The sequence below is a fragment of the Ruminococcus sp. AM31-15AC genome, assembly GCF_003462045.1.
GTDB lineage: Bacteria > Bacillota > Clostridia > Oscillospirales > Ruminococcaceae > Hominimerdicola > Hominimerdicola aceti.
This window is the reverse complement of record NZ_QTYG01000039.1, coordinates 1-23,897: the sequence shown is the minus strand read 5'-3', so window position 1 is coordinate 23,897 and position 23,897 is coordinate 1. Positions and strand designations below refer to the sequence as shown.

21 protein-coding genes and 1 pseudogene are annotated in these 23,897 nt (G+C 43.9%); 14 read left to right on the top strand and 8 right to left on the bottom strand.

Going from position 1 to position 23,897, the window contains the following annotated elements; translation table 11 throughout:
- Positions 1-261: pseudogene (locus tag DW793_RS15430) on the bottom strand (helix-turn-helix domain-containing protein); the annotation flags it as partial.
- A 210-nt stretch (positions 262-471) separates the two neighbouring features.
- Here DW793_RS15430 and DW793_RS10720 point away from each other — a divergent pair.
- The 3 genes from DW793_RS10720 to DW793_RS10710 are packed head-to-tail and all read left to right on the top strand — an operon-like array spanning position 472 to position 2,757.
- Entirely contained in the window at positions 472-1,329 is an 858-nt protein-coding gene (locus DW793_RS10720; protein ID WP_038670828.1) for a pyridoxamine kinase, read from the top strand.
- A gap of 21 nt (positions 1,330-1,350) precedes the next feature.
- Entirely contained in the window at positions 1,351-1,857 is a 507-nt protein-coding gene (locus DW793_RS10715) for a tRNA (cytidine(34)-2'-O)-methyltransferase (protein WP_038670830.1), read from the top strand.
- A gap of 27 nt (positions 1,858-1,884) precedes the next feature.
- A complete protein-coding gene (locus DW793_RS10710) occupies positions 1,885-2,757 on the top strand; it encodes a DegV family protein (protein WP_117928050.1) in 873 nt (290 codons plus the stop codon).
- Between the two features lie 66 nt (positions 2,758-2,823).
- On the opposite strand, the gene DW793_RS10705 is transcribed toward DW793_RS10710, so the two are convergent.
- Positions 2,824-4,284, bottom strand: a complete 1,461-nt coding sequence (locus DW793_RS10705; protein WP_147342193.1) for a hypothetical protein — start codon at positions 4,282-4,284, stop codon at positions 2,824-2,826.
- 254 nt (positions 4,285-4,538) lie between these two features.
- Here DW793_RS10705 and DW793_RS10700 point away from each other — a divergent pair, with 254 nt between their 5' ends.
- Positions 4,539-6,290, top strand: coding sequence for a helix-turn-helix domain-containing protein (locus DW793_RS10700; RefSeq protein ID WP_118158067.1), 1,752 nt, complete (start codon positions 4,539-4,541; stop codon positions 6,288-6,290).
- Positions 6,291-6,388: 98 nt separating this feature from the next.
- Here the strand turns inward: DW793_RS10700 and DW793_RS14685 are convergent, their stop codons facing one another.
- On the bottom strand, positions 6,389-7,945 hold the full coding sequence (locus DW793_RS14685; protein ID WP_181988346.1) for a cohesin domain-containing protein: 1,557 nt from the start codon (positions 7,943-7,945) through the stop codon (positions 6,389-6,391).
- 495 nt (positions 7,946-8,440) lie between these two features.
- Between DW793_RS14685 and DW793_RS10685 the strand changes: the two genes are divergently transcribed.
- Positions 8,441-10,186, top strand: coding sequence for an SH3 domain-containing protein (locus DW793_RS10685; RefSeq protein ID WP_147342192.1), 1,746 nt, complete (start codon positions 8,441-8,443; stop codon positions 10,184-10,186).
- A gap of 50 nt (positions 10,187-10,236) precedes the next feature.
- Here DW793_RS10685 and DW793_RS14680 read toward each other — a convergent pair whose 3' ends face one another.
- Positions 10,237-10,410, bottom strand: a complete 174-nt coding sequence (locus tag DW793_RS14680) for a hypothetical protein (protein ID WP_022288469.1) — start codon at positions 10,408-10,410, stop codon at positions 10,237-10,239.
- Between the two features lie 398 nt (positions 10,411-10,808).
- Here DW793_RS14680 and leuC point away from each other — a divergent pair, with 398 nt between their 5' ends.
- The 9 genes from leuC (at position 10,809) to DW793_RS10640 (ending at position 19,465) form a co-directional block, all read left to right on the top strand.
- A complete protein-coding gene (gene leuC / locus DW793_RS10680; RefSeq protein WP_038670838.1) occupies positions 10,809-12,071 on the top strand; it encodes a 3-isopropylmalate dehydratase large subunit in 1,263 nt (420 codons plus the stop codon).
- A 91-nt stretch (positions 12,072-12,162) separates the two neighbouring features.
- Positions 12,163-12,552: a hypothetical protein gene (locus tag DW793_RS10675; protein WP_022288467.1), complete on the top strand. Its 390-nt coding sequence runs from the start codon at positions 12,163-12,165 to the stop codon at positions 12,550-12,552.
- Between the two features lie 27 nt (positions 12,553-12,579).
- Complete coding sequence (gene leuD, locus DW793_RS10670) at positions 12,580-13,059, top strand: 3-isopropylmalate dehydratase small subunit (RefSeq protein ID WP_022288466.1); 480 nt, start codon at positions 12,580-12,582, stop codon at positions 13,057-13,059.
- A gap of 73 nt (positions 13,060-13,132) precedes the next feature.
- Positions 13,133-13,807, top strand: a complete 675-nt coding sequence (locus DW793_RS10665) for a hypothetical protein (RefSeq protein ID WP_118158063.1) — start codon at positions 13,133-13,135, stop codon at positions 13,805-13,807.
- Position 13,808: 1 nt separating this feature from the next.
- The gene (leuB, locus tag DW793_RS10660) at positions 13,809-14,891 is read left to right on the top strand and encodes a 3-isopropylmalate dehydrogenase (RefSeq protein ID WP_118158061.1); all 1,083 of its coding nucleotides are present in this window, start codon (positions 13,809-13,811) and stop codon (positions 14,889-14,891) included.
- Between the two features lie 34 nt (positions 14,892-14,925).
- Complete coding sequence (locus tag DW793_RS10655) at positions 14,926-15,891, top strand: PP2C family protein-serine/threonine phosphatase (protein WP_118158059.1); 966 nt, start codon at positions 14,926-14,928, stop codon at positions 15,889-15,891.
- A 65-nt stretch (positions 15,892-15,956) separates the two neighbouring features.
- Positions 15,957-17,648, top strand: a complete 1,692-nt coding sequence (gene ilvB, locus DW793_RS10650; protein WP_118158057.1) for a biosynthetic-type acetolactate synthase large subunit — start codon at positions 15,957-15,959, stop codon at positions 17,646-17,648.
- Between the two features lie 26 nt (positions 17,649-17,674).
- Positions 17,675-18,253, top strand: a complete 579-nt coding sequence (locus DW793_RS10645) for a hypothetical protein (RefSeq protein ID WP_118158055.1) — start codon at positions 17,675-17,677, stop codon at positions 18,251-18,253.
- 57 nt (positions 18,254-18,310) lie between these two features.
- On the top strand, positions 18,311-19,465 hold the full coding sequence (locus tag DW793_RS10640) for an AI-2E family transporter (protein WP_118158054.1): 1,155 nt from the start codon (positions 18,311-18,313) through the stop codon (positions 19,463-19,465).
- Between the two features lie 222 nt (positions 19,466-19,687).
- Here the strand turns inward: DW793_RS10640 and DW793_RS10635 are convergent, their stop codons facing one another.
- From DW793_RS10635 to DW793_RS15690, 4 genes are read right to left on the bottom strand one after another with little or no spacing between them, the layout of a single operon-like run.
- On the bottom strand, positions 19,688-21,367 hold the full coding sequence (locus tag DW793_RS10635; RefSeq protein WP_038670850.1) for a [FeFe] hydrogenase, group A: 1,680 nt from the start codon (positions 21,365-21,367) through the stop codon (positions 19,688-19,690).
- A gap of 8 nt (positions 21,368-21,375) precedes the next feature.
- Positions 21,376-23,268, bottom strand: a complete 1,893-nt coding sequence (nuoF, locus tag DW793_RS10630; protein WP_181984009.1) for an NADH-quinone oxidoreductase subunit NuoF — start codon at positions 23,266-23,268, stop codon at positions 21,376-21,378.
- A 1-nt stretch (position 23,269) separates the two neighbouring features.
- The gene (locus DW793_RS10625; RefSeq protein WP_022288457.1) at positions 23,270-23,746 is read right to left on the bottom strand and encodes a complex I 24 kDa subunit family protein; all 477 of its coding nucleotides are present in this window, start codon (positions 23,744-23,746) and stop codon (positions 23,270-23,272) included.
- Positions 23,743-23,871, bottom strand: coding sequence for a hypothetical protein (locus DW793_RS15690; protein ID WP_290126983.1), 129 nt, complete (start codon positions 23,869-23,871; stop codon positions 23,743-23,745). Before DW793_RS15690 ends, DW793_RS10625 begins: the two co-directional genes overlap by 4 nt.
- Positions 23,872-23,897 lie beyond the last annotated feature (26 nt).

Here is a 23,897-nt window from a genome sequence, read left to right as displayed (position 1 = left end):
TTCGGGAAGCTCAAGTGTCGGGTTCCGTTTGTGATACCTTTTGATAAGATCTATTTCTTCCTTGGTATGCTCATTGGGATGATGATGCGGTCGGCGTGATTTAACTGCAAGGGACTCCACACTTCCGTCCCAGCGTTTCAGCCAGAAATATATATATGAACGTGATTTATTGTATTTTCTGCTCGCTCGGCTCACTCCATATTTCTTTGCGTAATTCATTAAGGATTGACGAAACTTCATATCTTGTGTTATACTATTCATGAGAGATAGGCTTCCTTTCTGATTTGAATTTGGTGTGGTAACTTTATTTTATCAGATTTTTGTCTATCTCTCTTTTCTTTTTTCTTAATTTTGTCCAATATCTATTGTAGCACTACAAAAAAAATATTGCCGGCAAGCCATGGGCTATTGAAAAATCCTGATGGATATGTTATAATAATGATTATGAGTATTTTTTAAGAGGGTTTTATTATGCAGGGTTGTAAAAAGGTTGTTTCTATTCAGGATATATCAGGTCTTGGCCGGTGTTCGCTAACAGTTGTGATACCTGTGCTTTCCGCTATGGGTATTCAGGTGTGTCCTGTGCCTACGGCTGTGCTTTCGGCACACACCGGCTACAGCGAGTTTGTTATGAGGGATCTTACAGACTTTATGAAGCCTGCATTGGAACACTATAAAAAAATGGATATGAAATTTGACTGTGTGTACAGCGGGTTCCTAGCTTCAAGCGAGCAGATAGACCACTGCCTTGAGTTTTTCGAGGCTTTTCCTGATGCCCTGAAGGTCGTAGACCCTGTTATGGGTGACGGCGGAAAGGCATATAAGACCTACACAAAGGAGCTTTGCAGCCGTATGGTCGAGCTTGTAAAGGTGGCGGATATAATCACGCCTAACCTCACAGAGGCGGCTATACTTCTTGGCGAGGAATATCCTACGGCTTCAATGCGCAGTTCTGAGATAAAATCATGGCTTGTAAGGCTTTCAAAGCAGGGCGCAAAGATCGTTGTTATCACAAGCGTAAATCTTGCAGACGGCGGAATGTCAACTGTAGGCTATGATAAAGAAAATAACAGCTTTTGGAAAATAAAGAATGATTATGTTCCTGCACACTATTCAGGAACGGGAGATATGTTCACAAGTGTTCTTATTGGAGGACTTCTCAAGGGTGACAGTCTGCCTATCGCAATGAACAGAGCCACAGCGTTCACAGAGCTTACTGTCAAGACTACGTACAGCTACCAGACCCCATGGACAGATGGTCTTATGCTGGAGGGTCAGCTTCCTTGGCTCACAAGCTATCAGGAGCTTAGGGACTATACGAATTTGTGATATCTGGAAGTGTTACCGAAGATGAACAGACTTAATATTGTGCTTGTAGAGCCGCAGATACCGCAGAACACAGGCAATATTTCAAGGACTTGTGCAGTGACAGGTGCGGCACTGCATCTTGTGAAGCCTTACGGCTTTGAGATAAGCGACAAAAAGCTAAAGCGTGCAGGGCTTGATTACTGGGATAAGCTGGAGATACATGAGTATGACGACCTTGACGACTTTTTTTCTAAGAACAGCGGCGAGTTCTATTTCTTTACCACAAAGGGCAGAATGGTACACTCAGATGTGGATTATCCGCAGGATAGGGAAGTGTATATAATTTTCGGCAGAGAGGACAAGGGGCTGCCTGAGAAACTGCTTTATGAAAATCCACAAAGCTGTGTGCGGATACCGATGCGAAAAACGCTCAGAAGTCTTAATCTTTCAAACTCAGTGGCGATAGCCTGCTATGAGGTGTTAAGACAGTGGGATTATCCCGACCTTGGCAGAGAGGGCAAGCTGACGCAATATACATGGGACGAATAAAATAAATAAAAAACGGAGGGTGAATTTATGGCAAAAATAAAATTTCTTACCGACTCAGCGAGCGATATCACTGAGGAGCTTGAAAAGAAGCTGGATATCCAGATAATGAATTTCAAGGTGGCAATGGGTGATGACAGCTACACATCAAGGATAGATTTCGACAACGAGAAATTCTACAAAATGCTTGACGATTTTGACGGCATACCTGTTACATCGCAGATAACAGCCTTTGAATATCAGGAAACTTTTGAGAAGCTCTACAGCGAGGGCTATACTGATGTTATAAACACTACCATAAACTCAAAAGGCTCGGCAACATACAACAACGCTGTTATGGCGGCAGAGGAGTTTTATTCCGCTCACCCTGAGGCAAAGGGCAAGTTCACTATATACAATATAGACGGCGAGAGCTACACAGGAGCGTATGGTTATGCAGTAGTTCAGGGCGCAATGAAAGCCACAAAGGACGTTCCTGCGGCTGATATCGTGGCATTTATGAAGGACTGGATAAAGAACTGCGTTATTTTCTTTGCACCATATACACTCAAATATGCAAAGAAGTCAGGAAGGATTCCGTCTGCGGCTGCTTTTGTGGGCGAGGTAATGGGTCTTAGACCTATCATGAGGATACATGACCATGCTATCGTTACAGAAACAAAGGTAAGAGGCGACAAGGCTATTGTGCCAAAGATACTTGACCTGACTGTAAAGGAAATGATACCGCAGACACCTTACTGCATCGTTTACGGCAATGACGAGAGCGTCAGGGACGAAATGGCACAGGCTATGACGAAGAAGGTGGGCTATCCGCCTGTGGAGTGTTTCCAAATAGGTGCGGCAATTGCAATAAACGCAGGTCCAAAGGTGACGGGCGTTATCTTTAAGGCACAGAACAAGTAAATTTGATATGGATATAAAAAACGGACGTTTCGCTTTGAAACGTCCGTTTTTTGCCAGCTCATGTTGTTATTTGTTTTTGCGTGATCTTCTGCCTGCAACTACAAGTCCGCTTCCTGCTATAACGAATGTAAGTAGTATGCCGCCAACATTATTGCCTGTGTTAGGGTTTGTGCTTCCTGCGTTGTTCTTGGCAGGGGTCTTGCTGTTAGTATTTGAGTTGCTGTTTGTGCTTGTGCCACTGTTATTTGAACTTGTGTCTTTGCTGTCTGAGTTTGTATCGCTGCTGTCAGAGCTTGTATCATTTGCCTTTGGCGTCATAGTAAGGTCGGTGATGACCCACATGGTGCCGTCAGAGCCGTCGCTCGTATCATTTTCATAGCGTTTGTAATTTACAAATTCGCCGTTTATCTTAAGCTTGGTGTTGGGTCCGAATACATAAGAGGTATTTTCACTTTCAACAAATCCTTCAGATACCACATACACACCGTAATGATATGTCTTTCCACTTTCAAAAGTGGTTATCTTATTTTCATAAGCGCCGCTGAAGAAATCCGCAGAAATCGCACCGGTCTTGCTGTCCAGTTCCCACCATTCAGCTCGGTAGTAGTATTTGCCGTCGGGTACATCGCCGGTGAATACGGGTTTGTCGCCGTCCTTGAAGCTGACGGTGACATCATTTATCTCCACTACATCGATGACTGTCACCGTAGATGCAGTGATCGTTTTAACAGCCGGGACATACATGAAGCCATCGACGAAATGTGCGGACACTTTCTGCCCGTTTACAGTAACTATAGTTTTGCTGCTGAAGGAATATCCGTCTTTTGGTTTAAGCATAAGGGAATACACATATTTTTTGCCGCCTTCAAATTTTGTGAAGGTTGGCAAAGATCCGTGCGAACCATTGTCAGAATACCATGCGGCAACTGGTTCGTTGTTTTCAAATTGCTGCCAGCATTCATAAGCCACATCGTATTTTTCATAGTCTACCGGTGTTACAAAAGCCGACATTATAGGTGCTTCGCCAGCCCCATAATTAAACCTAACATCTTCAATGGTGGCATTGGTGATCTCTGATTCGTCAGGATATTCAGATATCTGCTTAAAGTGAGCTGTGAACGTCACATCACTTTTCACGGTAATTTTGCTCTGTATTTGATCAGAGGAAAGAGCGGTGCCAGCGGGAATGGCAGTATCGCCGCCGACCTGGTAGACGGCAGCATCGGCAGTCCAGTAGGAAAACTCATAGCCTGGATTTGGTGACAAAACATTGATGATGCTGTCGGCAAAGCTGAGAATTTCTGTTTCGGATACATTCAGCTTGTAGTAGTATGGCTTGTTAACATCATCGTCAATGCCATAATATACAAACGGGATCTGGTCGTTTTTGGTCATGCTCCCATGATCTCCGGGGTAAAATTCAACAGCATACGTTCCGGATTCTGCAAACGCTGTCATCGGCATCAGTGTCAGCACTATACACAGCGTAAGCAAGGCTGTCAGCAGTTTTGTGGTTGTTTTTTTCATAATATACATCTCCTTTTGATATTATATTTTTTCTCATGTTCGTTATTATCCTATAAGCACACCTCCATTACTTTGTATTTTCCCTAATGTGATATCCTTTATCACATTATAACAAATCTATGAATAAATTTGTGATTTATTTCATAATAGTCATATGCCAATTCTGAAATTATATATCGTGGGGGACTTCCTTTTTTGATAAATATGATATATAATTAACGTAATACCATATGACAGCGGGAGGAATCGTTAAAATGAAGTTTTGCGAACAGCTTGGTAAGTATATAGAACAGCTTTCCTGCACGGCAAAGGAGCTTTGTGAGTTGTCAGGGATATCTCCCTCAACATTTAGCAGATACAGAAGCGGAGAGAGAATACCTGAGATAGACACTGTGGCGTTTGACGGGCTTTGCAACGCTCTTGAGGCTGTGGCAAGGGAAAAAGGCTATGGCGATATGACAAGGGAGAACATAAAAAGAGCCTTTCTTGACTGTGAAGATATCATACCTGCCGACAGAGAGTCTATGCGGCAAAATTTCAATACCCTTATCTCAGCCCTTGATATAAACATCAAGCGTATGTGCAAGGAGATAAATTATGATGTTTCCACCGTTTTCCGTATACGGAACGGTACTAGAAAGCCTGCCGACCCTGAACGCTTTGTCGCCGCAATAGCAGACTTTACTGCAAGGGAGCTTAGAACTCCCACAGAGATATCAGCGGTCGCACAGCTTGTGGGCTGTAATGAAAGTGATATAGAGGATGTGTCACAGCGTTATGAAGTGATATGCAAATGGCTGTTCAGCGATCATGCCAGACAGAGCAGAGAGATAAAAAGCGGTGGAATTGAAAAGTTTCTTGATAAGCTTGATGAGTTTGACCTGAACGAATACATAAAGGTGATACGTTTTGATGAAATGAAAGTACCTGCTTTGCCTTTTCAGCTTCCTGTGTCAAAAAGTTATTTTGGCATCAAGGAAATGATGGAAAGTGAGCTTGATTTTCTGAAAGCCACAGTCTTGTCACGTTCTAATGAGCCTGTGATAATGTACAGTGATATGCCTATGAAGGAAATGGCTGATGATCCCGAATTTCCGAAGAAGTGGATGTTCGGTATGGCTCTGATGCTTAAAAAGGGTCTGCACCTTTGTCAGATACATAATCTTGACCGCTCCTTAGATGATATGATGCTTGGTCTTGAAAGCTGGATACCGATGTATATGACGGGGCAGATAGCGCCTTACTATTTGAAAAACGTACAGAATAATGCTTTTTTGCATTTGCTGAAGGTATCAGGTGCGGCGGCTCTTTCAGGGGAAGCCGTGGCAGGCTTTCACAGCGAGGGCAGATATTATCTGACCAAGTCCAAAAAGGAGCTTGGATATTATCGTAAACGTGCCAATGATCTGCTTTCAAACGCCTGCCCGCTTATGGAGATATACCGAAGTGACCGGAAAAAAGATTTCAGCGATTTTCTCACTGCCGATTCTCACAGACGTGGCGGGCGCAGGAGTATTTTATCTGCTCTGCCTGTTTATACTATGGATAATGACCTGCTCAATAGTATACTTGACAGAAACGGCATTGACGACCGCCGGGGCAGAGATATAAAAGCTTATGTCAACGAGCGTAAAAAGCGAGTTGAGAGCATACTGGAAACCATGACCATAGAGGACGAGATATGCTGTCTTTCCCGAGAGGAATTTGAAACACGTCCCCATGCCCTTGACCTGTCTGGTGTATTCTGTGCCAGTGATGTTCTTTACAGCTATGATGATTATTCTGCACATTTAAAAAGCACAGAACGCTATGCGCAGACACATGAAAACTATAGCCTTAAATATGCTAAGCGGCAGACCTTCTGCAATTTGCAAATACTGATCCATGAAGGTCAGTGGGCGATGATATCAAAGGGTAACGCGCCTGCTATACATTTTGTTATACGACACCCGAAGCTTCTCAGCGCCTTAGAGAATTTCATTCCGCCTGTTATAGAAGATCAATAAAATGCAGGATCACACTATCCCCTTGGTGTTCCTGACGAAAAACGGACGCTTCCGATGGAAACGTCCGTTTTTATAGCCTAAAGAAATATATTCGGTTATTATTCTTCGTCCTTTGCGGCAAATCTGTTGAAGATAACTGCAAATATCGCAAAAATAACATATCCTGCGGCAATGACAGTGAGAATGTTCTTTGTCACTTCAACGCCTGTTGACGGATTTACTTTTGAGCTGTCAGCCTGCGATGAGGCCTCGTCAACTATCTGCTGTATCTTTTCTGTTGCCTGTGATCCTGTAAGCTCCTGAGAACTGTCTCCCTCGCTTACTGTAGTAACAGCCGCACCGACATTTTCAGGCTGTCTGGCTGCTGTTGTGGTGGTGCTTTCAGGCTGTGTGTTTTCGTCAGCCTTTGGTTCTGTGCTTGCTGTTGTAGTAGTTGTGGTCGTTGTATCGTCAGCAGGCTTTGGTTCTGCCGCTGTGACCTTTGTAACGGCTGATGTGTCAACTGCTTCCTTGACAGGCATTACTTCCACGGAAGCTATCTGAAAATCTGCATTTGCCTTTAAGTAATAAAGCTGTACGAAAACCTCGTCACTTGTTCTTGAAGGGTCAAGATCTGAGTATATCCACTGTGCTTCCTCGCCACCTGTGAGCTTCGTGCTCTGTGCAGACCAGCTTCCGTCAACCAACGCACCGACTGCACCGCTTGCGTTGCCTGATGACTTTACGTTGACCTTTACATTGTAATGCTGTGAATAGTCTGTTATGTAGTCAGAAAGCTTGAAACCGAACTGAAGGGAAGTTTCGCTGTTGAAGTCAGCGTCACCCTGCTTGTGTGTGAAAAGCGGTTCGGACTCAGGCTGTGCAGATGTTGAGGTTGTAGTGGTCTGAGTTTCGCTCTTTGCTGTTGTAGTCGTTGTGGTGGTTTCAGCAGGCTTTGTTGTAGTTGTTGTAACTTTCTCAGACTTAGCCGTAGTTGTGGTAGTCGCTTCGGACTTGGTCGTAGTCTTCGCTGTAGTCGTCGTTGTAGTTGTGGTCGACTTTGATGTAGTTGTAGTAGCTTCAGCCTTAGATGAAGCAGTCGTAGTGGTCGTTGCAGGAGTTGTTGTGATCTCCTCCCCTGCACTGACAGTGAGCGGTGAACCCTCTGTAGGTGCTGAGTATGAAACTGACTTGTATCCACCGTCAGCTTCCGCCACCATTGTTTCAACCTCTACCCAATAGTTTATCTTGCCTGTTACGCCGTCCTTTACCTTGAAAGTCGCAAGGGCAAGGTCTGTGCTGTCCTTTATATTAGAACCCGTGAGGTTTGCACCGACTATTTTTATAGTGCCTGATGAAGCAACATAGTTGGTTATAACAGAGAATTTGCTTCCCACATTGTATGTACTCTCGCTCTCCTCATCGGTCGGCACATATACTGTTACCTTTGACGGGTCATAATGCAGGTCTATAGTGAAGCCTGCAACGCCTGTTTTATCAGGTTCAAGGCTCGCTTTTACGTTTATGCTGTCGCCTGCCTTTGCAAAATTCTTGTCGCTTGTGAGCTTTATCTCGTTTCCGCCTGATGCACTAGCCACTGTGGAAACAATGCTCGTGAGCATAAGAAACGCTGTTGCCACCGACAGCGCCATCTTGTTTATTTTCAGTTTTTTCATTTGATACCTCCGTTGCAAAATCGTGTTTTTCTGTCAGTATTTTGCTCTTGATTAATTTTGTTTACTATTGTTTTGTCTTTAATTTGTAATATTTCATTATAAAATATTACAAGTTCTGTTACCTTTATCGTAATAGGATTATATCACAATATAAAGTAACACGTCAATAGTCAAAACAGCGAAAATAAGCATATTTTTTTGGATATATTTATAATGAGAGCATTTGTGTCACAATATGTATGTACCGAACAACAGCAAAGCCACTAAATAGGCTGTAATAAATCTGTAACTTTTAAGTGAAAGCTACATTTTACTAAATGTAAATTTTTTATGAATCAAAAAGACTGTTGACAAAGCACTGAGAAATGTACTATAATGAGGGTGAAGTTTTGTACTTGATACAGAAAAATGTACAAACCAATGTGTGTAAAAATAAGGACTTATACATAGGCGTGCCTTGTTGAGGTATTGCCTATATCTTCTGAGGTGAACGAGTTGATAAAAAAGATGATTTCATATATCCTGTCATTTGCTGTTGCAGCGTCAATGGCGGCTTCATATTTGACGGCTTCAGCGGCAAATATGACGGGAAGCTGTACGGCAGACGTTCTGAACGTTCGCAGCGGTGCAGGCACAGGCTATTCTAAAACAGGCACAGTAAGCTATGGCGACAGCCTGACTATACTTTCCGAAACCACCGACTCAAGCGGTGCGAAATGGTATAAGATATCATGCGGCAATGTGACGGGCTATGTTTCGGCGGCATATGTTCAGCTGACATCAAGCGGTTCGCAGAGCAGTTCTGACGCTGATTTTGAGAGCTATATGACAAAGCAGGGCTTTCCTGAAAGCTATAAACCATATCTTAGAACGCTCCATGAACAGCACCCAAAGTGGATATTTACCGCTCAGAAGCTTGGCGTGAATTGGAACACTGCGTTAAAGGAAGAATGTGTTGTGGGCAGAAACCTTGTCCACTCGTCGGCACTGGCTTCTTGGAAGTCAATGGAAAAGGGTGCATATGATTTTAAAGGCGGTTATTGGTATGGGCTTGACGGCTCGTGGGTGGCGGCTTCAAAAGAGATAATAATGTATTATATGGATCCGAGAAATTTTCTCAACGATACATACATTTTCATGTTTGAAAATCAGTCATATGATCCCTCGTATCAGACGGAAAGTGGTGTAAAAACTATTCTTGCAGACACTTTTATGAGCGGAAGCTACACTTGTCCTGACACAAAGAAAAAGTATACATATTCGCAGACCTTTATGGACGCTGCAAAGAAATCGGGCGTTTCACCTTATCATCTTGCTTCAAGGTGCAGAAACGAGCAGGGCGTAAATGGTGCGCCGCAATCCCTTGGTACTGTGAAAGGCTATGAGAATTATTTCAACTTCTTTGACATTCAGGCTTATGCGACCTCTACCATGACAGCCGCAGAAATGGGCTGCAAATATGCAAAGACTACTAATCCGACCTATCTTCTTCCTTGGACAAATCAGTACAAGTCCATAGTAGGCGGCTCGATATTTTTAGGCACAGGCTACATAACAAAGGGTCAGGATACCCTTTATCTGCAAAAATTTGATATGGTAGACGGCGGAAACGGGCTTTATTATCATCAGTATATGACCTGCGTTTTCGGTCAGGCGAATGAAGCAATAAGCCTAAAAAACGCCTATTCTCAGGATATTTTGAACAGTGCAATGGAGTTCAAGATACCTGTTTACAACAATATGCCTGATAAACTTTGCCCAAAGCCTACAAGCAGTGGAGATAACAACAATTATCTTAAATCTCTCAGCGTTTCAGGCATGAGCATTTCGCCAAAATTTGATAAATTTACCGCAAGCTATACTGCCAAAGTCAATGCGGAGGTTTCTTCTGTTACTGTTAATGCAAATCCGCTGGGCAAAAGTGCAAAGGTATCAGGAAACGGAAAGGTGAGCCTTAAAACGGGCGAGAATACCATCAAGGTCACCTGCACAGCGGCAAGCGGTGTAAAACGGACGTACACCATAAAAATAACAAGAAAAGCCGCTTCACAGACCCTGCAGCAGGGAGACGTGAATGGTGACAAGTATCTGACAGTTGTGGACGCTTTGCTCATGCTGCGTTACAATGCAGGCAAGACGCAGCTTGATCCCGCTCAGCTAAAGCGTGCGGATATGAACGGTGATGGAAAGGTCGATGTTATCGACGCTCTTACGCTGCTGAAAAAGATAAGTCAGAGTTAAAAATGCAAAAAACAGGAGCGTTACCACCATGGAACGCTCCTGCATGAGGGCTATTTCATCATCATTGAAATGCCGTCCATTACGTCACCGATAGCTCTGATAGCACGTCCTGTGCGGCTTTTGAGCATTTTCTTTTCGCTTGATGTCGCCTCTGTGACTGCATAAGCCACTGTTCCTGCGGCTATCGCCATTGAAACGCCTGTTATCATTGACTTCATCTTCATTGCCGTTTCCTCCTTTTTTCTTTGTAATATTATTTTTCGCAGAAAGAGAACAGCTATGCCATGCAAATGAAGTCAAGAGGGCTGACGGTATTTTCCCGTGAATGTTAGTATTTTGTGATGTTGTGAAAGATATTTCAGTTGATACGCAGTGCTATTGTTTAAAATGTGATTAAAATTTTCGCATTTTATATGTAAATGTAAAAGAGATATGTTCATATCTCAAACGTTTAGTATAAATATTATTCATAGATATATTCAAACGTTTAGTATAAATATTATTCATAGATATATAATAAATATGTATTTGCATTAACATCAAAATAGTGGTATAATAAATGGGTATAAAAAATAAAGGATCTTGGTATGCTCTGAGATCTGATAGTAAGGAGTAATATTAAATGGGTATGACAATGACTCAGAAAATTCTGGCAGCCCACGCAGGTCTTGACGAAGTCAAGGCAGGTCAGCTTATAATGGCGAACCTTGACCTGGTTCTCGGCAACGACGTTACGTCACCTGTGGCTATAAACGAGTTCAATAAAGCGGGCTTCACAGATGTTTTCGATAAGAATAAGGTCACAATGGTCATGGATCACTTTGCACCTAACAAGGATATCAAATCCGCTACACAGTGCAAGACCTGCCGTGATTTTGCTTCAAAGTATGACATAAAGAATTATTTCGACGTTGGCGATATGGGCATTGAACACGCTCTGCTTCCTGAAAAAGGACTTGTCGCTCCAGGCGACTGCGTTATCGGCGCTGACTCACATACTTGTACATATGGTGCACTTGGCGCATTCTCAACAGGTATCGGCTCAACAGATATGTGCGCAGGCATGGCAAAGGGAAAGACTTGGTTCAAAGTCCCTGCCGCTATCAAGTTCAATATCGTAGGCAAGCTTCCAAAGTATAGTGCCGCTAAGGACGTTATACTTCATATAATCGGCATGATAGGCGTTGACGGCGCACTTTACAAGTCTATGGAATTTTCAGGCGAGGGTCTGAAGAACCTTTCCATGGAGGACAGGCTTTGCATGGCTAACATGGCTATCGAAGCAGGTGCAAAAAACGGCATATTTGCAGTTGACGATGTTACACTTGATTACATCAAGGATAAGGTAGACAGAGAGTATAAGATATACAAGGCTGACGATGACGCTGAGTATGAGGCTGAATATACTATCGACCTCAGCCAGATAAAGCCTACAGTCGCTTTCCCGCATCTGCCTGAGAACGCAAGAACATTTGACGATATCCCGGAGGTCAAGATAGATCAGGTGGTCATCGGCTCATGTACGAACGGAAGAATAGAGGATCTGAGATGTGCCGCTGAGATACTTGACGGCAAAAAGGTGGCAAAGAACGTTAGATGTATCGTTATCCCTGCCACACAGAAGGTATATATGCAGGCTATGAAAGAGGGTCTGCTGGAGATATTCATAAATGCAGGCTGTGCGGTTTCTACACCTACCTGCGGTCCATGTCTTGGCGGACATATGGGTATTCTTGCAAAGGGCGAAAGAGCCGTTGCAACAACAAACAGAAATTTCGTGGGACGTATGGGTCACCCAGAATCAGAGGTTTATCTGGCTTCACCTTACGTTGCCGCCGCTTCAGCTGTGACAGGCAAGATCTCACAGCCGTCGGAAGTTATGTGATATTCGGGGAGAAAATCAGCTGACAGATCTTGCGTTGGGGGAATAATTGATATGCGGCATGACCGCATATACGACTTGGGAGCGAGAACAGATGAAAAATTATCTTAGGGAAATATTCTCCGATATACTTCTTAGTATTGTTACAAAGAAGTACGGAACTTCACTAAATGACTATCAGCGTGAGGAGAAGGCTGACGAGATCATTCAGGAACTCCATGACAAAAATACATTTACCGTGGAAATGACGCAGGCTCTTATTGACAAGAAGGGCTTCAATACCTTTTATACCTCCAATATCGGGGGTACACCTGTGTATGCTCTCGTTAAAGAGGGAATGTTCCACAAGGTAAAGATCTGCTATTTTATTACAAGAAACAAGGATACTATAGACGGCCCGTATCTTGAAAAGATATATGAAGAGCTTAGAAAACAGGCGATAGGAGAAAATATATTCCATTCGTCAGAGTTCAAGCAGGGCTGATAAAGTTTGACGAAAGGGGTTTTCATAATGAAAGCTTGCGGAAAAGTACATAAATATGGGGATAACGTAGACACAGACGTTATTATCCCTGCAAGATACCTCAACACACCTGATATGCAGGAGCTTGCGCAGCACTGCATGGAGGATATTGACGTTGACTTTGCAAAGAACGTTCAGAAGGGCGATATAATGGTAGCAAAGAGCAATTTCGGTTGCGGTTCATCAAGAGAGCATGCTCCTGCTGCTATCAAGGCGAGCGGAATATCCTGCGTTATAGCAAAGACATTCGCAAGAATATTCTACAGAAACGCTATAAATATCGGACTTCCTATCATCGAGTGCGAGGAAGCTGCTGAGAAGATAGATAATGGTGACGAGGTGGAGATAGATTTCGACAGCGGCGTTATCACGAACAAGACCAAGAATGAGACTTATCAGGGTCAGTCATTCCCTGAGTTTCTTATCAATATCATCAACAGCAATGGTCTTCTTAACTCACTTAAATAAGATATTTTGAAGCTTTAAGGGGGATCTCTCAAAAGGGGTCGCCCTTGAACTGTTTCTATGAAGGGGTGAAGCTATGAAAGCTAAAAAGCTATTTGCGGCACTTGCAGCAGGGGTAATGCTGGTGTGCAGCGCAGGCTGCTCGAAAAAAGAGGAGAGCAGCGGTAAATTTGAATACAGCAGCAAGGATTTTCTGCCTTTTATGGTAATGGTGGACGGCAGCAAGATAGACCTGACCCTAAGCTCTGCAGAGATAAACAGAAAGCTTGGCGGCAGTTTTGCAAGGGCAACTGCTTCAAACAGCAGTATAGTGCTTGTGGAAAAGGACGAAAAGACCGATAAAAAAGGCGTTACAACAAAGACCTTTGCCTGCAATAAGCCTGAGATAAATGGTGCTGGATTTTCCACTTTCAACGGACTTTGGGCGAATATAGACGAAGCAAGCATAGACAGCACTGTTTCACCCAACAGCATAAAGATCAAAGGCTCTGACGGTTTGTCTTACTACTGGTCATATTATATGGACGGCGAGGAGATAGACTATAGTCAGGTGAACTTTGACGGCACTGATACGGCTGACACTTATATGCAGTATCAGCTCAAAGGCATGGCTGCTGACGATTATTGCAAAAAGAAGCTTATTGACGGCGAGTGTTCGGTCTATACAGGCATTTTGTTCATGACAGCCGAAAAGCAGAGCTATTCCTGCGAGATAAGCGTTTCGACTTTAAATTCTGAGGAGGAAAAATAACATGGAAAAGAAAATAACAGTTATAAAGGGCGACGGGATAGGCCCTGAAATAGTAACAGAAGCACAGAAGGTCCTCGACAAGGTTGCTGAAAAGTTCGGTCATAAGTTTGTTTATACTGATATCCTTATGGGCGGCTGTTCTATAGATAAATATGGCGTTCCGCTTACAGACGAGGCTGTCGAGATAGCAAAGAACTCAGACGCAGTTCTGCTTGGCTCTATCGGCGGAAATACTTCCACTTCACCATGGTATAAGCTTGCTCCGAACCTCAGACCTGAAGCCGGACTTCTGAAAATAAGAAAAGAGCTTGGTCTGTTCGCCAACCTGCGTCCTGCAAATCTTTATCCTGAGCTTAGAGAAGCTTGCCCTCTTAAGGACGATATAATCGGCGACGGCTTTGACATGATGATAATGAGAGAGCTTACAGGCGGTCTGTATTTTGGTGCAAGAAAGACAGAGAACGTTGACGGCGTTGAAACTGCCGTTGATACTCTTACATATAACGAGAACGAGATAAGAAGAATTGCTATCCGTGGCTTTGACATCGCAATGAAGAGAAGAAAGAAAGTTACAAGCGTTGATAAGGCTAACGTTCTTGATTCTTCAAGACTTTGGAGAAAGGTAGTAAACGAGGTAGCTAAGGATTATCCAGAAGTCGAGCTTGAGCATATGCTCGTTGACAACTGCGCAATGCAGCTTGTAAGAGATCCTAAGCAGTTTGACGTTATCCTTACAGAGAATATGTTCGGTGATATCCTTTCAGACGAAGCCGCTATGATATCAGGCTCACTTGGTATGCTGGCTTCCGCTTCACTGAATGACACAAAGTTCGGTATGTATGAGCCTAGCCACGGCTCTGCACCTGATATCGCAGGACAGGATAAGGCTAACCCTATCGCAACTATCCTTTCAGCTTCAATGCTTCTGAGATTTTCTTTCGATATGGATAAGGAAGCAGACGCTATCGACAATGCTGTCAAGAAGGTGCTTGAGGCAGGCTACAGAACAGGCGATATCATGTCAGAGGGCACGAAGCTCGTTGGCTGTAAGGAAATGGGCAGTCTTGTTGCAGATATGATATAACAGCACGATACCAGTTTTCAGACGGTGATAATAAATGTATTATTATATTTTCGGAATAACAGACAAGGGAAATTACCGTGAACAGAATGAGGACTGCATTTTAATAGACCACGAGGTCATCAACAGCGGCAGCTATGAATCAACTGTCGCTGCTCCTTTTATTGCAGCCGTTTGCGACGGCGTTGGTGGAGAAAATGCAGGAGAGGTCGCCTCAGAGCTTTGTTTAAGGCATCTTTCCATTCTTGAATATAATTCAGGGGTGGATATGAAAAGAACGCTTATCGATGTTCACAACAAAATAAAAAAGCAGGGCGTAAGGGCTGAAAACGCTGCAAATATGCAGACCACCCTGTGTTGCCTTGCAGTGGACGAGGAAAGCAGAGCAATGTGCATAAACGTTGGCGACAGCAGAATGTACCGCTATGTGAACGGCACTATCAGACAGATATCCGTTGACCAATCCTATGCACGATATATGTATGAGCATGGCAGGATAGAAGATGTGTCAGAGCTTGAGCCACAGTATCAGAATGCCATAATATCTTCTATCGGCAGCACTCTCAATGAACCTGATGTGGCACAAACACCGTTGGTGGCTGATTTTGGCAAAGAACCTGACGATATGATAATCATAGTGTCAGACGGCGTGTCGGATTACGTTTCTGAGGAAGAAATGGTGGTGGGGCTTGGTCTTGACCTTTCTGTTTCTGAAAAGCTAGGCGCTATAATGGAGCTTGCTCTCACAAACGGCGGAACTGACAATGTTTCCGTTGTGGGCATAAAGCCTTATCTTGACGATCATGAGCTTAAAACGCTCACAGCAAAAAAGGCTGTGGAAAAGACAGTGAGCGTGCAGGATATGCTTGAAAGTAAGAAGCCTGAAAAGGCGGAAGCTTTAGAGGAAAAGAAGCCTGACGAGCAAGCAAAGCTTTTCTCTGATACGGTGGACGAGCTTATGAGCCAAATGAATGAAAGTATTGACTTTTTAAAGCAGATATAGTATAATCATATATTGATATATTTTTATGATCTTAGATGTATTTTGTAATTTGGAGGAAATAAAAAATGTTGAAAGAGTTACGTGGCTCAGACGTTATAATTGAATGTTTGCTGGAGCAGGGCGTCGATACAGTGTTCGGCTATCCGGGCGGAGCAGTTCTAAACATATATGACTCGCTGTATAAATATTCTGATAAGATACACCATGTTATCACCGCCCATGAGCAGGCTGCCTGCCATGCGGCTGACGGATATTCAAGAACAACAGGCAGAACTGGCGTTGTTATCGCAACTTCGGGTCCGGGTGCTACGAACCTTGTAACAGGTATCGCCACAGCTTATATGGATTCTATCCCTATGGTGGCTATTACAGGAAACGTAACAAGAGATCTGCTTGGTCTTGACTCTTTTCAGGAGGTAGATATCTGTGGGATAACAATGCCTATCACAAAGCATAACTACATTGTGAAAGACCCTGCGGAGCTTGCTGACATTATCAGAGAAGCTTTCTATATTGCAAACGAGGGCAGAAAGGGTCCTGTTCTTATAGATATTCCAAAGGATATCACAGGCGCACTTATGGTCTATGAGAAGAAAGAGCCTAAGAAGGTAGTAAATCACAATCCTGAGGGCATAAACGAGGAGATAGCTGCTGCGGCAGAGCTTATAAAGAATGCTGAGAAGCCTTTTATCTACGCAGGCGGCGGAGTTGTTTCTGCTGACGCAACGGAAGAAATGGCTGAGTTCGTAAGAAAAGTGGACGCACCTGTTTCATTGTCACTTATGGGTCAGTGCGCACTTAACAATACTAAGGACTGCTATATCGGTATGCTTGGTATGCATGGCACAAAGACAGCTGCTATGACGCTCAGCGAATGTGACCTTATGATAGTTCTTGGCTCGAGATTTTCCGACAGAGTTCTTTGCAACGCTAAGACATTTGCAAAGGATAAGAAGATCATACATATTGATATAGACCCTGCCGAGATAGGCAAGAATATCGATGTTTACAGCCATGTTACTGGAGACGTTAAGTATATCCTTGCAAAGCTTTGCGAGCTGCTTCCTGATATGAAGCACGAGGCTTGGATGAATACTGTTATGGATTGGAAAAAGCAGTATGCGCTGAGAATGGTGCCTATCGAGAGCGAGGACGAGGTGCTTCCGCAGGACGTTATCGAGGAGCTTGACAGACTTACAGACGGCAAAGCTATCATCTCCACAGAAGTCGGTCAGCATCAGATGTGGGCTGCACAGTATTATAACTTCAAGTGTCCAAGAAGCTTTGCTTCAAGCGGCGGACTTGGTACAATGGGCTACGGTTTTGGCGCAGGAATGGGTGCAAAGGTGGGCAACCCTGACAGAACTGTAGTAAACATCGCAGGCGACGGAAGCTTCTTCATGAACTGCAACGAGCTTTCTTCACTTGCAAAGCATAAGATACCGCTTGTTGAGCTCGTTTTCGAGAATGACGTTCTCGGAATGGTAAGACAGTGGCAAAGACTTTTCTACGGCAAGAGATTTTCTCAGACGAATATCGAAAGAGGAACAGACCTTATGAAGCTTGCCGACGCATTTGGCGTTGAGGGCATAAGGATAACAAAGAAATCCGAGATAAAGCCAATGCTTGAAAAGGCACTCAAATGCGGTAAGCCTTGCCTTGTGGACGTTATCATCAACAAGGATATAAACGTTCTTCCAATGGTACCTGCCGGCGCAGACGTCTCACAGCCGATAATGAATATCGAACTTGATTAAGAAATCGAAATATAGGGGGTAATAAAATGGTAAAATATCCAAATGCCGCAAGCGGTATCAAAAAGGTGTTTCTGGCAAAGATCATAGGTGTTATAGGAGTTCCGCTTGCTTTTATACCGGGGATAGGCACACTTCTTTTGATGACTTGTACCGTAGCCGCAACTATTTTCAATGTATGGGGAATACTTGAAGCTTCAAAAGACCATAATGGTTATCAGACAGCTCTTGTTTTCACAGTGGCTGATCTTATCTTTTCAATAGTTGACACATTTATTGACAATAATGCGATATCAAGTGTTCTGAGTTTTGCCGGCAATGTAATGAACATAGCGGTGCTTTATTATATCTGCAAATCAACAGGCGACCTGCTCAGGGATGTGAAGAACTACGGACTTGCAAACAAGGGCGACCATGTGTGGAATGTAAACAAGACCTGCCTTATTGTCATGGCAGTGTGCCTTGTTGTGGCATTTATCCCGATACTGAACATTCTCGCTGCAATTACATCACTGATAGTCGCTGTTGTGACTATCTATGCGTCTGTGGTATATCTGATCTATCTCTATCAGAGCGGACAGTATCTCAGCCTTAACATTAATTTCTAAGCGATTTGAGAGCTGTACGGCAAAGGCTGTACAGCTCGTTTTTGTAAGGAGAAACTAATGAAATTCACAAAAAAATTCAAAGAAAATGCAGCCCTTGTGGTGCTTGGCGTGGTGCTTTTTTGGGGATTGACCAACTATGATAAGTTTTTTAGACTTCTGGGCGTAATGATCGGGGTCTTGAAGCCTGTTATATTTGGCTGTATAATCGCATTTATCCTAAATGTGCCAATGTCAGGCATTGAAAAGAGGCTTTTTAAGAAGCCTAAAAAAGAGAAATATGCCAAAACTGTGGAAACGCTGAAAAGACCATGCTCGATAGTGCTGACCTTTCTGCTTTGTCTAGGCGTTGTGGCACTTGTGTGCTGGCTTATTATCCCTGCACTCATAAAGACTTTCTCTCAGCTTTCAGACGATATCCCTGTACTTATTTCAAATATTTCCGACAAGCTCAACAATTCCCCTGAGATAGCAGGGTGGCTTGACAGAATGAATATAAGCACTGCTGATATTATCGATAAGGTTACAAGCTGGCTGAAAGACGGCGTTGTGATCTTGAACACACTCAGCTCCACTGTAAGCTTTGTGACAGATCTTTTCTCAGGTCTTGTGAACTTCTTCTTGGGCATTTGCTTTGCGGTCTATATGCTTGCCGCAAAAGAGCGGCTCAAAGACCTGTGCAAGCGCATAAGCCGTGCTTTTCTCAGCAATCGTATCACTGACCGCATAAGCCGTATATGCCGTCGCTCTATCGACACTTTTGCGAACTTTCTTGTGGGTCAGACCACGGAAGCCATTATCCTCGGCTCCCTTTGCGGTATTGGTATGGCTATCTTCCGTTTCCCGAATGCAGTGCTTATTGCCATACTCGTTGCCTGCACTGCACTTATCCCTATTGTGGGAGCTTTTCTTGGCTATGTGGTGGGCTTCCTGCTTATATGCGTGACGGATTTCAAGCAGGCTGTGCTGTTTTTGTTGTTCATGTTCATTATTCAGGCTATTGAGGGCAATCTTATCTATCCAAAGGTGGTAGGAAACTCGGTTGGTCTGCCGTCACTATGGACACTTTTCGCTATCACCATAGGCGGAAACCTCTTCGGCATATTCGGAATGTTCATCGCTGTTCCTGTGTTCTCTGTTATATACTGCACTTTTGGAGAGGTAGTCAACTACAGAAATGAAAAGAGAGCTGTCAAGGTGGAGGATATATCATAATAAAATAATCCGTACAAAAAAGGCTGCACAATTTCGTGCAAACTTGAGCTTATTGACAACGTCCTAAATAAGCGGGACGTCGAGGGCGCCGTCCCCTACAATTTATGTAAATACGCTGTTCATATGTTGGGGCGACCTCAGATCACCCCTTTATTATAGTTTTTCGACACACAAAAAAGGCTGCACAGTTTCGTGCAGCCTTTCGCTATTTATGCTATTTTGTTATTTTACATAGCTTACATGAAGCAGTTCATGCTCTCTGCCCTTGAGGATACCCTCGTAAAGCTTATCCATAAGCGGATTTTCTTCTGAACGTTTCAAAGTGCAAAGCTTGTCAGCATTGTAAAGATTAACACTGCGCTCTTTCTTCTCGTCGATAGTAGCCTTTGGCTGACCAGCGCCGCCTATACAGCCGTTCGGACAAGCCATAACTTCGATAAGGTCGAAATGCTCGCCAGCTTTCATTCTGTTCATTATGACCTCAACATTGCGAAGTCCGTTTACAACGCAGACCTTGATAGCCTTGTCGCCAAGAGGTACTTCAAGCTCCTTTATGCCCTCGAAGCCTCTTACGCCCTCGAATGCAAGATTTCTCAGGGAAGCAAGCGATTTGTCTGTGGAAACACGTCTGATAACTGCTTCTGTTACACCGCCTGTTACACCAAAGATAACACCTGCGCCTGTCATAGTGCCGAACGGCATATCAACAGCTTCCGGCTCTATTTCGTTGAACACGATACCGGCTTCTTTTATCATCATGATAAGCTCTTGAGTTGTGATGACAAAATCAACCAGTGGTTTGCCGTTTTCGTCCTTGAACTCATCTCTTGCGGCTTCTCCCTTTTTGGCAGTGCAAGGCATAACAGCAACAGAAAGTATCTTCTTGCCCTCGCCCTTGAACTTCTCGTTTATTACGGAAGCAAACATCTGCATTGGTGAGCGGCAAGTGGAAATGTTAGGCAGTATCTCAGGATACTCGTTCTCAGCATACTTTATCCATGCAGGACAGCATGATGTGAACAGCGGGAGCTTTCCGCCGTTTGCAAGCCTGTCTGCAAACTCCTTTGACTCCTCCATAACAGTGAGGTCTGCGGCTGTAGATGTGTCAAAAATGTAGTTGAAGCCTATTCTTCTAAGTGCTGCAACTATCTTGCCCATAACGTTCTCACCGTTGTAGCCGAACTCTTTTGCCACTGCAACTCTTACAGCCGGAGCTACCTGAGCCACTGCAATAGTGTCCTCCTGATTAAGCTCTTTCCAAAGTCTGTGGCTGTCGTTCTTTATGATTATAGCGCCTGTTGGACAGACTGCCGCACACTGACCGCAGCCAACGCAGTTTGAATCGCCTATAGGCTTGTCAAATGAGCAGGCTACCTTCATTTTTGAACCTCTGAATGCAAAATCTATTGCACCAACGTTCTGTACTTCGTTGCACACTCTTACGCAGTCACCGCAGAGGATACACTTGTTGGCATCCCTGGTGATAGATACAGAAGAATCATCGATACAAGGCTTGGACTTTGGATTGTCAAAACGTACCCTGTGGATATCAAATCTTGCTGCAAGCTCCTGCAATTTGCACTTGCCGTTTTTATCGCAGGTCGTACATTCGCCGCAGTGATTTGAAAGAAGAAGTTCCAATATCATCTTGCGGTATTTTCTCAGCCTTGGTGTGTTTGTGTATATCTCCATACCGTTTCTCGGAGGAGTTGAGCAAGCGGCTTCCATGCCACCCCACTTGTTTTCCACCATGCACATTCTGCAGGCACCGTATACTGAAAGCTCAGAATAGTAACAGAATGTAGGAAGCTCGATGCCTGCCTTTCTGATAAGCTCAAGCAGATTTTTTTCACCGTTTATAGCAACGGGGATATTGTCGATTATCATAAACTCTTTATTCATAGCTAAAATTAAACCTCCTTGACAGCTTTGAAATGGCAGTTGGAAATACAAGCTCCGCACTTTATGCACTTAGAGGTGTCGATCTTGAACGGCTTTTTGATCTCACCGCTGATCGCACCCACAGGACAGACTCTTGAACACTTTGAACAGCCCTTGCATATCTCAGGGTCGATCTGATATGTCACAAGCTTCTTGCAGTTGCCTGATGGACACTTCTTATCTCTTATGTGAGCTTCATATTCCTCACGGAAGTTCTTTATTGTAGATACAACAGGGAATGCAGCCGTCTTTCCAAGACCGCAGAGAGCAGTTGAGGAGATAGTGTCGGCAAGCTCAAGAAGCAGTTCGATATCTCCCTCCTGACCGTTACCGTTTACGATACGCTCAAGTATCTCAAGCATTCTCTTTGTACCCTCACGGCACGGAACGCACTTTCCGCAGGACTCGTTCTGGGTGAAATTCATAAAAAATCTTGCAACTTCTACCATACAGGACTTATCGTCCATAACAACAAGTCCGCCTGAGCCGATCATAGCACCGACTTTTTTCAGCGAGTCAAAGTCAAGCTGGATATCGAGGTTAGGTGTAACAAGACAGCCGCCTGACGGACCGCCTATCTGAACAGCCTTGAACTTTCCGTCACCTCTCATGCCGCCGCCGATATCGAATATTACCTTTCTGAGAGAAGTTCCCATTGGCACTTCAATAAGACCGGTGTTCGAGATGTTGCCAGTAAGAGCGAAAGCCTTTGTTCCAGGGGAGTTCTCAGGACCTATGCTCCTGAACCATTTTGCACCATTGTTGATGATAACAGGCACGTTAGCCAGCGTTTCAACGTTGTTGAGAACTGTAGGCTCGTTGAAAAGACCATGTTCAACAGTTCTTGGCGGCTTAACTCTAGGCATACCACGCTTGCCCTCGATAGAAGCCGTCAGGGCAGAGCCTTCACCGCAAACAAATGCGCCTGCACCACGGTTTATATGTATCCTGAATGAGTAATCTGTGCCGAGTATATTGTCACCAAGCAGACCAAACTGCTCAGCCTGTGCGATCGCACCTTTAAGACGTGATACTGCCAGCGGATATTCTGCACGAACGTAGATATATCCCTCTTTTGCGCCTGTTGCGATACCGGCTATCATCATGCCTTCAAGAAGTCTGTGCGGGTCGCCCTCCATGATAGAACGATCCATAAATGCGCCAGGGTCACCCTCGTCACCATTGCAGACTATGTATTTTGTAGGGCTTTTCTGCTTTGCAACGCTTGTCCACTTTCTGCCAAGAGGGAATCCTCCGCCTCCACGTCCACGAAGATTAGATTCTGTCATTTCGTTGAGGATATCCTCAGGTGACATATTGAGAAGTGCCTTTTCAAAGGCTCTGTAGCCGCCTATAGCAAGATATTCCTTTATGGAAGTAGCGTCAATGTGACCGCAGTGTTCAAGAACGATACGCTGCTGCATCTTATAGAATGGTATTTCTGACTGCTGGCGATATATTTCACCGTTTTTCTTGTAGCATAGTCTTTCAACGCACTCGCCATTGCAGATAGTCTTGTCAACTATCTCGTCAACATCGTCAAGTTTCACCTTAGTGTAAAGCCAGCCCTCCGGCTCTATTCTAACAAGTGGACCCATTTCGCAGAAGCCGTGACAGCCGCTTCTTTTTACGCCGATAGCACCATCGTGGATATCATCATCATGTGGCTCGTCAGCAAGTGCTACCACACACTCCAATCCCTTTGCGGAGATAGTTTCTATAAGCTTCTGGTATATGTTCAGCGAACCGCCTGCAACACAGCCTGTACCTGCGCAAACAAGCACTTTTCTAGCCTGCTTGTCAACAAGCTTACCATACTGTTCACGAGCGTTGTCAAGATCGTATTTCGTTTTCAGCAGCATATTATTCAGCCTCCTTTTCTCTCAGTTCCTTAAGCAGAGCCGCAGCCTTGTCAGGATTCATCTCAGGGTGAACAACATCATTCACAGTGAGAACAGGGGCAAGTCCGCAAGCACCAAGACATGAAACAGTTTCTACTGTGAACATCAGGTCGTCAGTGGTGGTTTTCTTCTCGCTAAGACCAAGCTCTCCTCTGAGATATTCGAGAATAGGTATAGATTTTCTTACATGACAGGCAGTGCCGTCACAACATTTGATAACGTATTTGCCCTTTGGCTCGAGAGAAAAATTCTCATAAAAGGTCGCAACGCTGTATATTCTTGCTTCGCCTGTGCCAAGCTTTTTTGCAAGATATGGGAATATTTCCTTTGGAAGATAGTGATATATCTCCTGAATATCCTGCAATATGGCTATGACCGCTGTTTTTTCATGATTTTCAAGAATTTTGTCGATCGGTGAATAATCAAATTCTTTTGTCATAAAGTTTCCTCCATATAATTAAAGTTAAATTTGATTACAAAGTCCTGCAATATGGCTATGACCGCTGTTTTTTCATGATTTTCAAGAATTTTGTCGATCGGTGAATAATCAAATTCTTTTGTCATAAAGTTTCCTCCATATAATTAAAGTT

Bases quoted from the DNA above. Each gene is read 5' to 3' on its own strand.
- DW793_RS10720 (WP_038670828.1), top strand. From the start codon at position 472: ATGCAGGGTTGTAAAAAGGTTGTTTCTATTCAGGATATATCAGGTCTT.
- DW793_RS10715 (WP_038670830.1), top strand. From the start codon at position 1,351: ATGAACAGACTTAATATTGTGCTTGTAGAGCCGCAGATACCGCAGAAC.
- DW793_RS10710 (WP_117928050.1), top strand. From the start codon at position 1,885: ATGGCAAAAATAAAATTTCTTACCGACTCAGCGAGCGATATCACTGAG.
- DW793_RS10705 (WP_147342193.1), bottom strand. From the start codon at position 4,284: ATGAAAAAAACAACCACAAAACTGCTGACAGCCTTGCTTACGCTGTGT.
- DW793_RS10700 (WP_118158067.1), top strand. From the start codon at position 4,539: ATGAAGTTTTGCGAACAGCTTGGTAAGTATATAGAACAGCTTTCCTGC.
- DW793_RS14685 (WP_181988346.1), bottom strand. From the start codon at position 7,945: ATGAAAAAACTGAAAATAAACAAGATGGCGCTGTCGGTGGCAACAGCG.
- DW793_RS14680 (WP_022288469.1), bottom strand. From the start codon at position 10,410: ATGAAGATGAAGTCAATGATAACAGGCGTTTCAATGGCGATAGCCGCA.
- leuC (WP_038670838.1), top strand. From the start codon at position 10,809: ATGGGTATGACAATGACTCAGAAAATTCTGGCAGCCCACGCAGGTCTT.
- DW793_RS10675 (WP_022288467.1), top strand. From the start codon at position 12,163: ATGAAAAATTATCTTAGGGAAATATTCTCCGATATACTTCTTAGTATT.
- leuD (WP_022288466.1), top strand. From the start codon at position 12,580: ATGAAAGCTTGCGGAAAAGTACATAAATATGGGGATAACGTAGACACA.
- DW793_RS10665 (WP_118158063.1), top strand. From the start codon at position 13,133: ATGAAAGCTAAAAAGCTATTTGCGGCACTTGCAGCAGGGGTAATGCTG.
- leuB (WP_118158061.1), top strand. From the start codon at position 13,809: ATGGAAAAGAAAATAACAGTTATAAAGGGCGACGGGATAGGCCCTGAA.
- DW793_RS10655 (WP_118158059.1), top strand. From the start codon at position 14,926: ATGTATTATTATATTTTCGGAATAACAGACAAGGGAAATTACCGTGAA.
- ilvB (WP_118158057.1), top strand. From the start codon at position 15,957: ATGTTGAAAGAGTTACGTGGCTCAGACGTTATAATTGAATGTTTGCTG.
- DW793_RS10645 (WP_118158055.1), top strand. From the start codon at position 17,675: ATGGTAAAATATCCAAATGCCGCAAGCGGTATCAAAAAGGTGTTTCTG.
- DW793_RS10640 (WP_118158054.1), top strand. From the start codon at position 18,311: ATGAAATTCACAAAAAAATTCAAAGAAAATGCAGCCCTTGTGGTGCTT.
- DW793_RS10635 (WP_038670850.1), bottom strand. From the start codon at position 21,367: ATGAATAAAGAGTTTATGATAATCGACAATATCCCCGTTGCTATAAAC.
- nuoF (WP_181984009.1), bottom strand. From the start codon at position 23,268: ATGCTGCTGAAAACGAAATACGATCTTGACAACGCTCGTGAACAGTAT.
- DW793_RS10625 (WP_022288457.1), bottom strand. From the start codon at position 23,746: ATGACAAAAGAATTTGATTATTCACCGATCGACAAAATTCTTGAAAAT.
- DW793_RS15690 (WP_290126983.1), bottom strand. From the start codon at position 23,871: ATGACAAAAGAATTTGATTATTCACCGATCGACAAAATTCTTGAAAAT.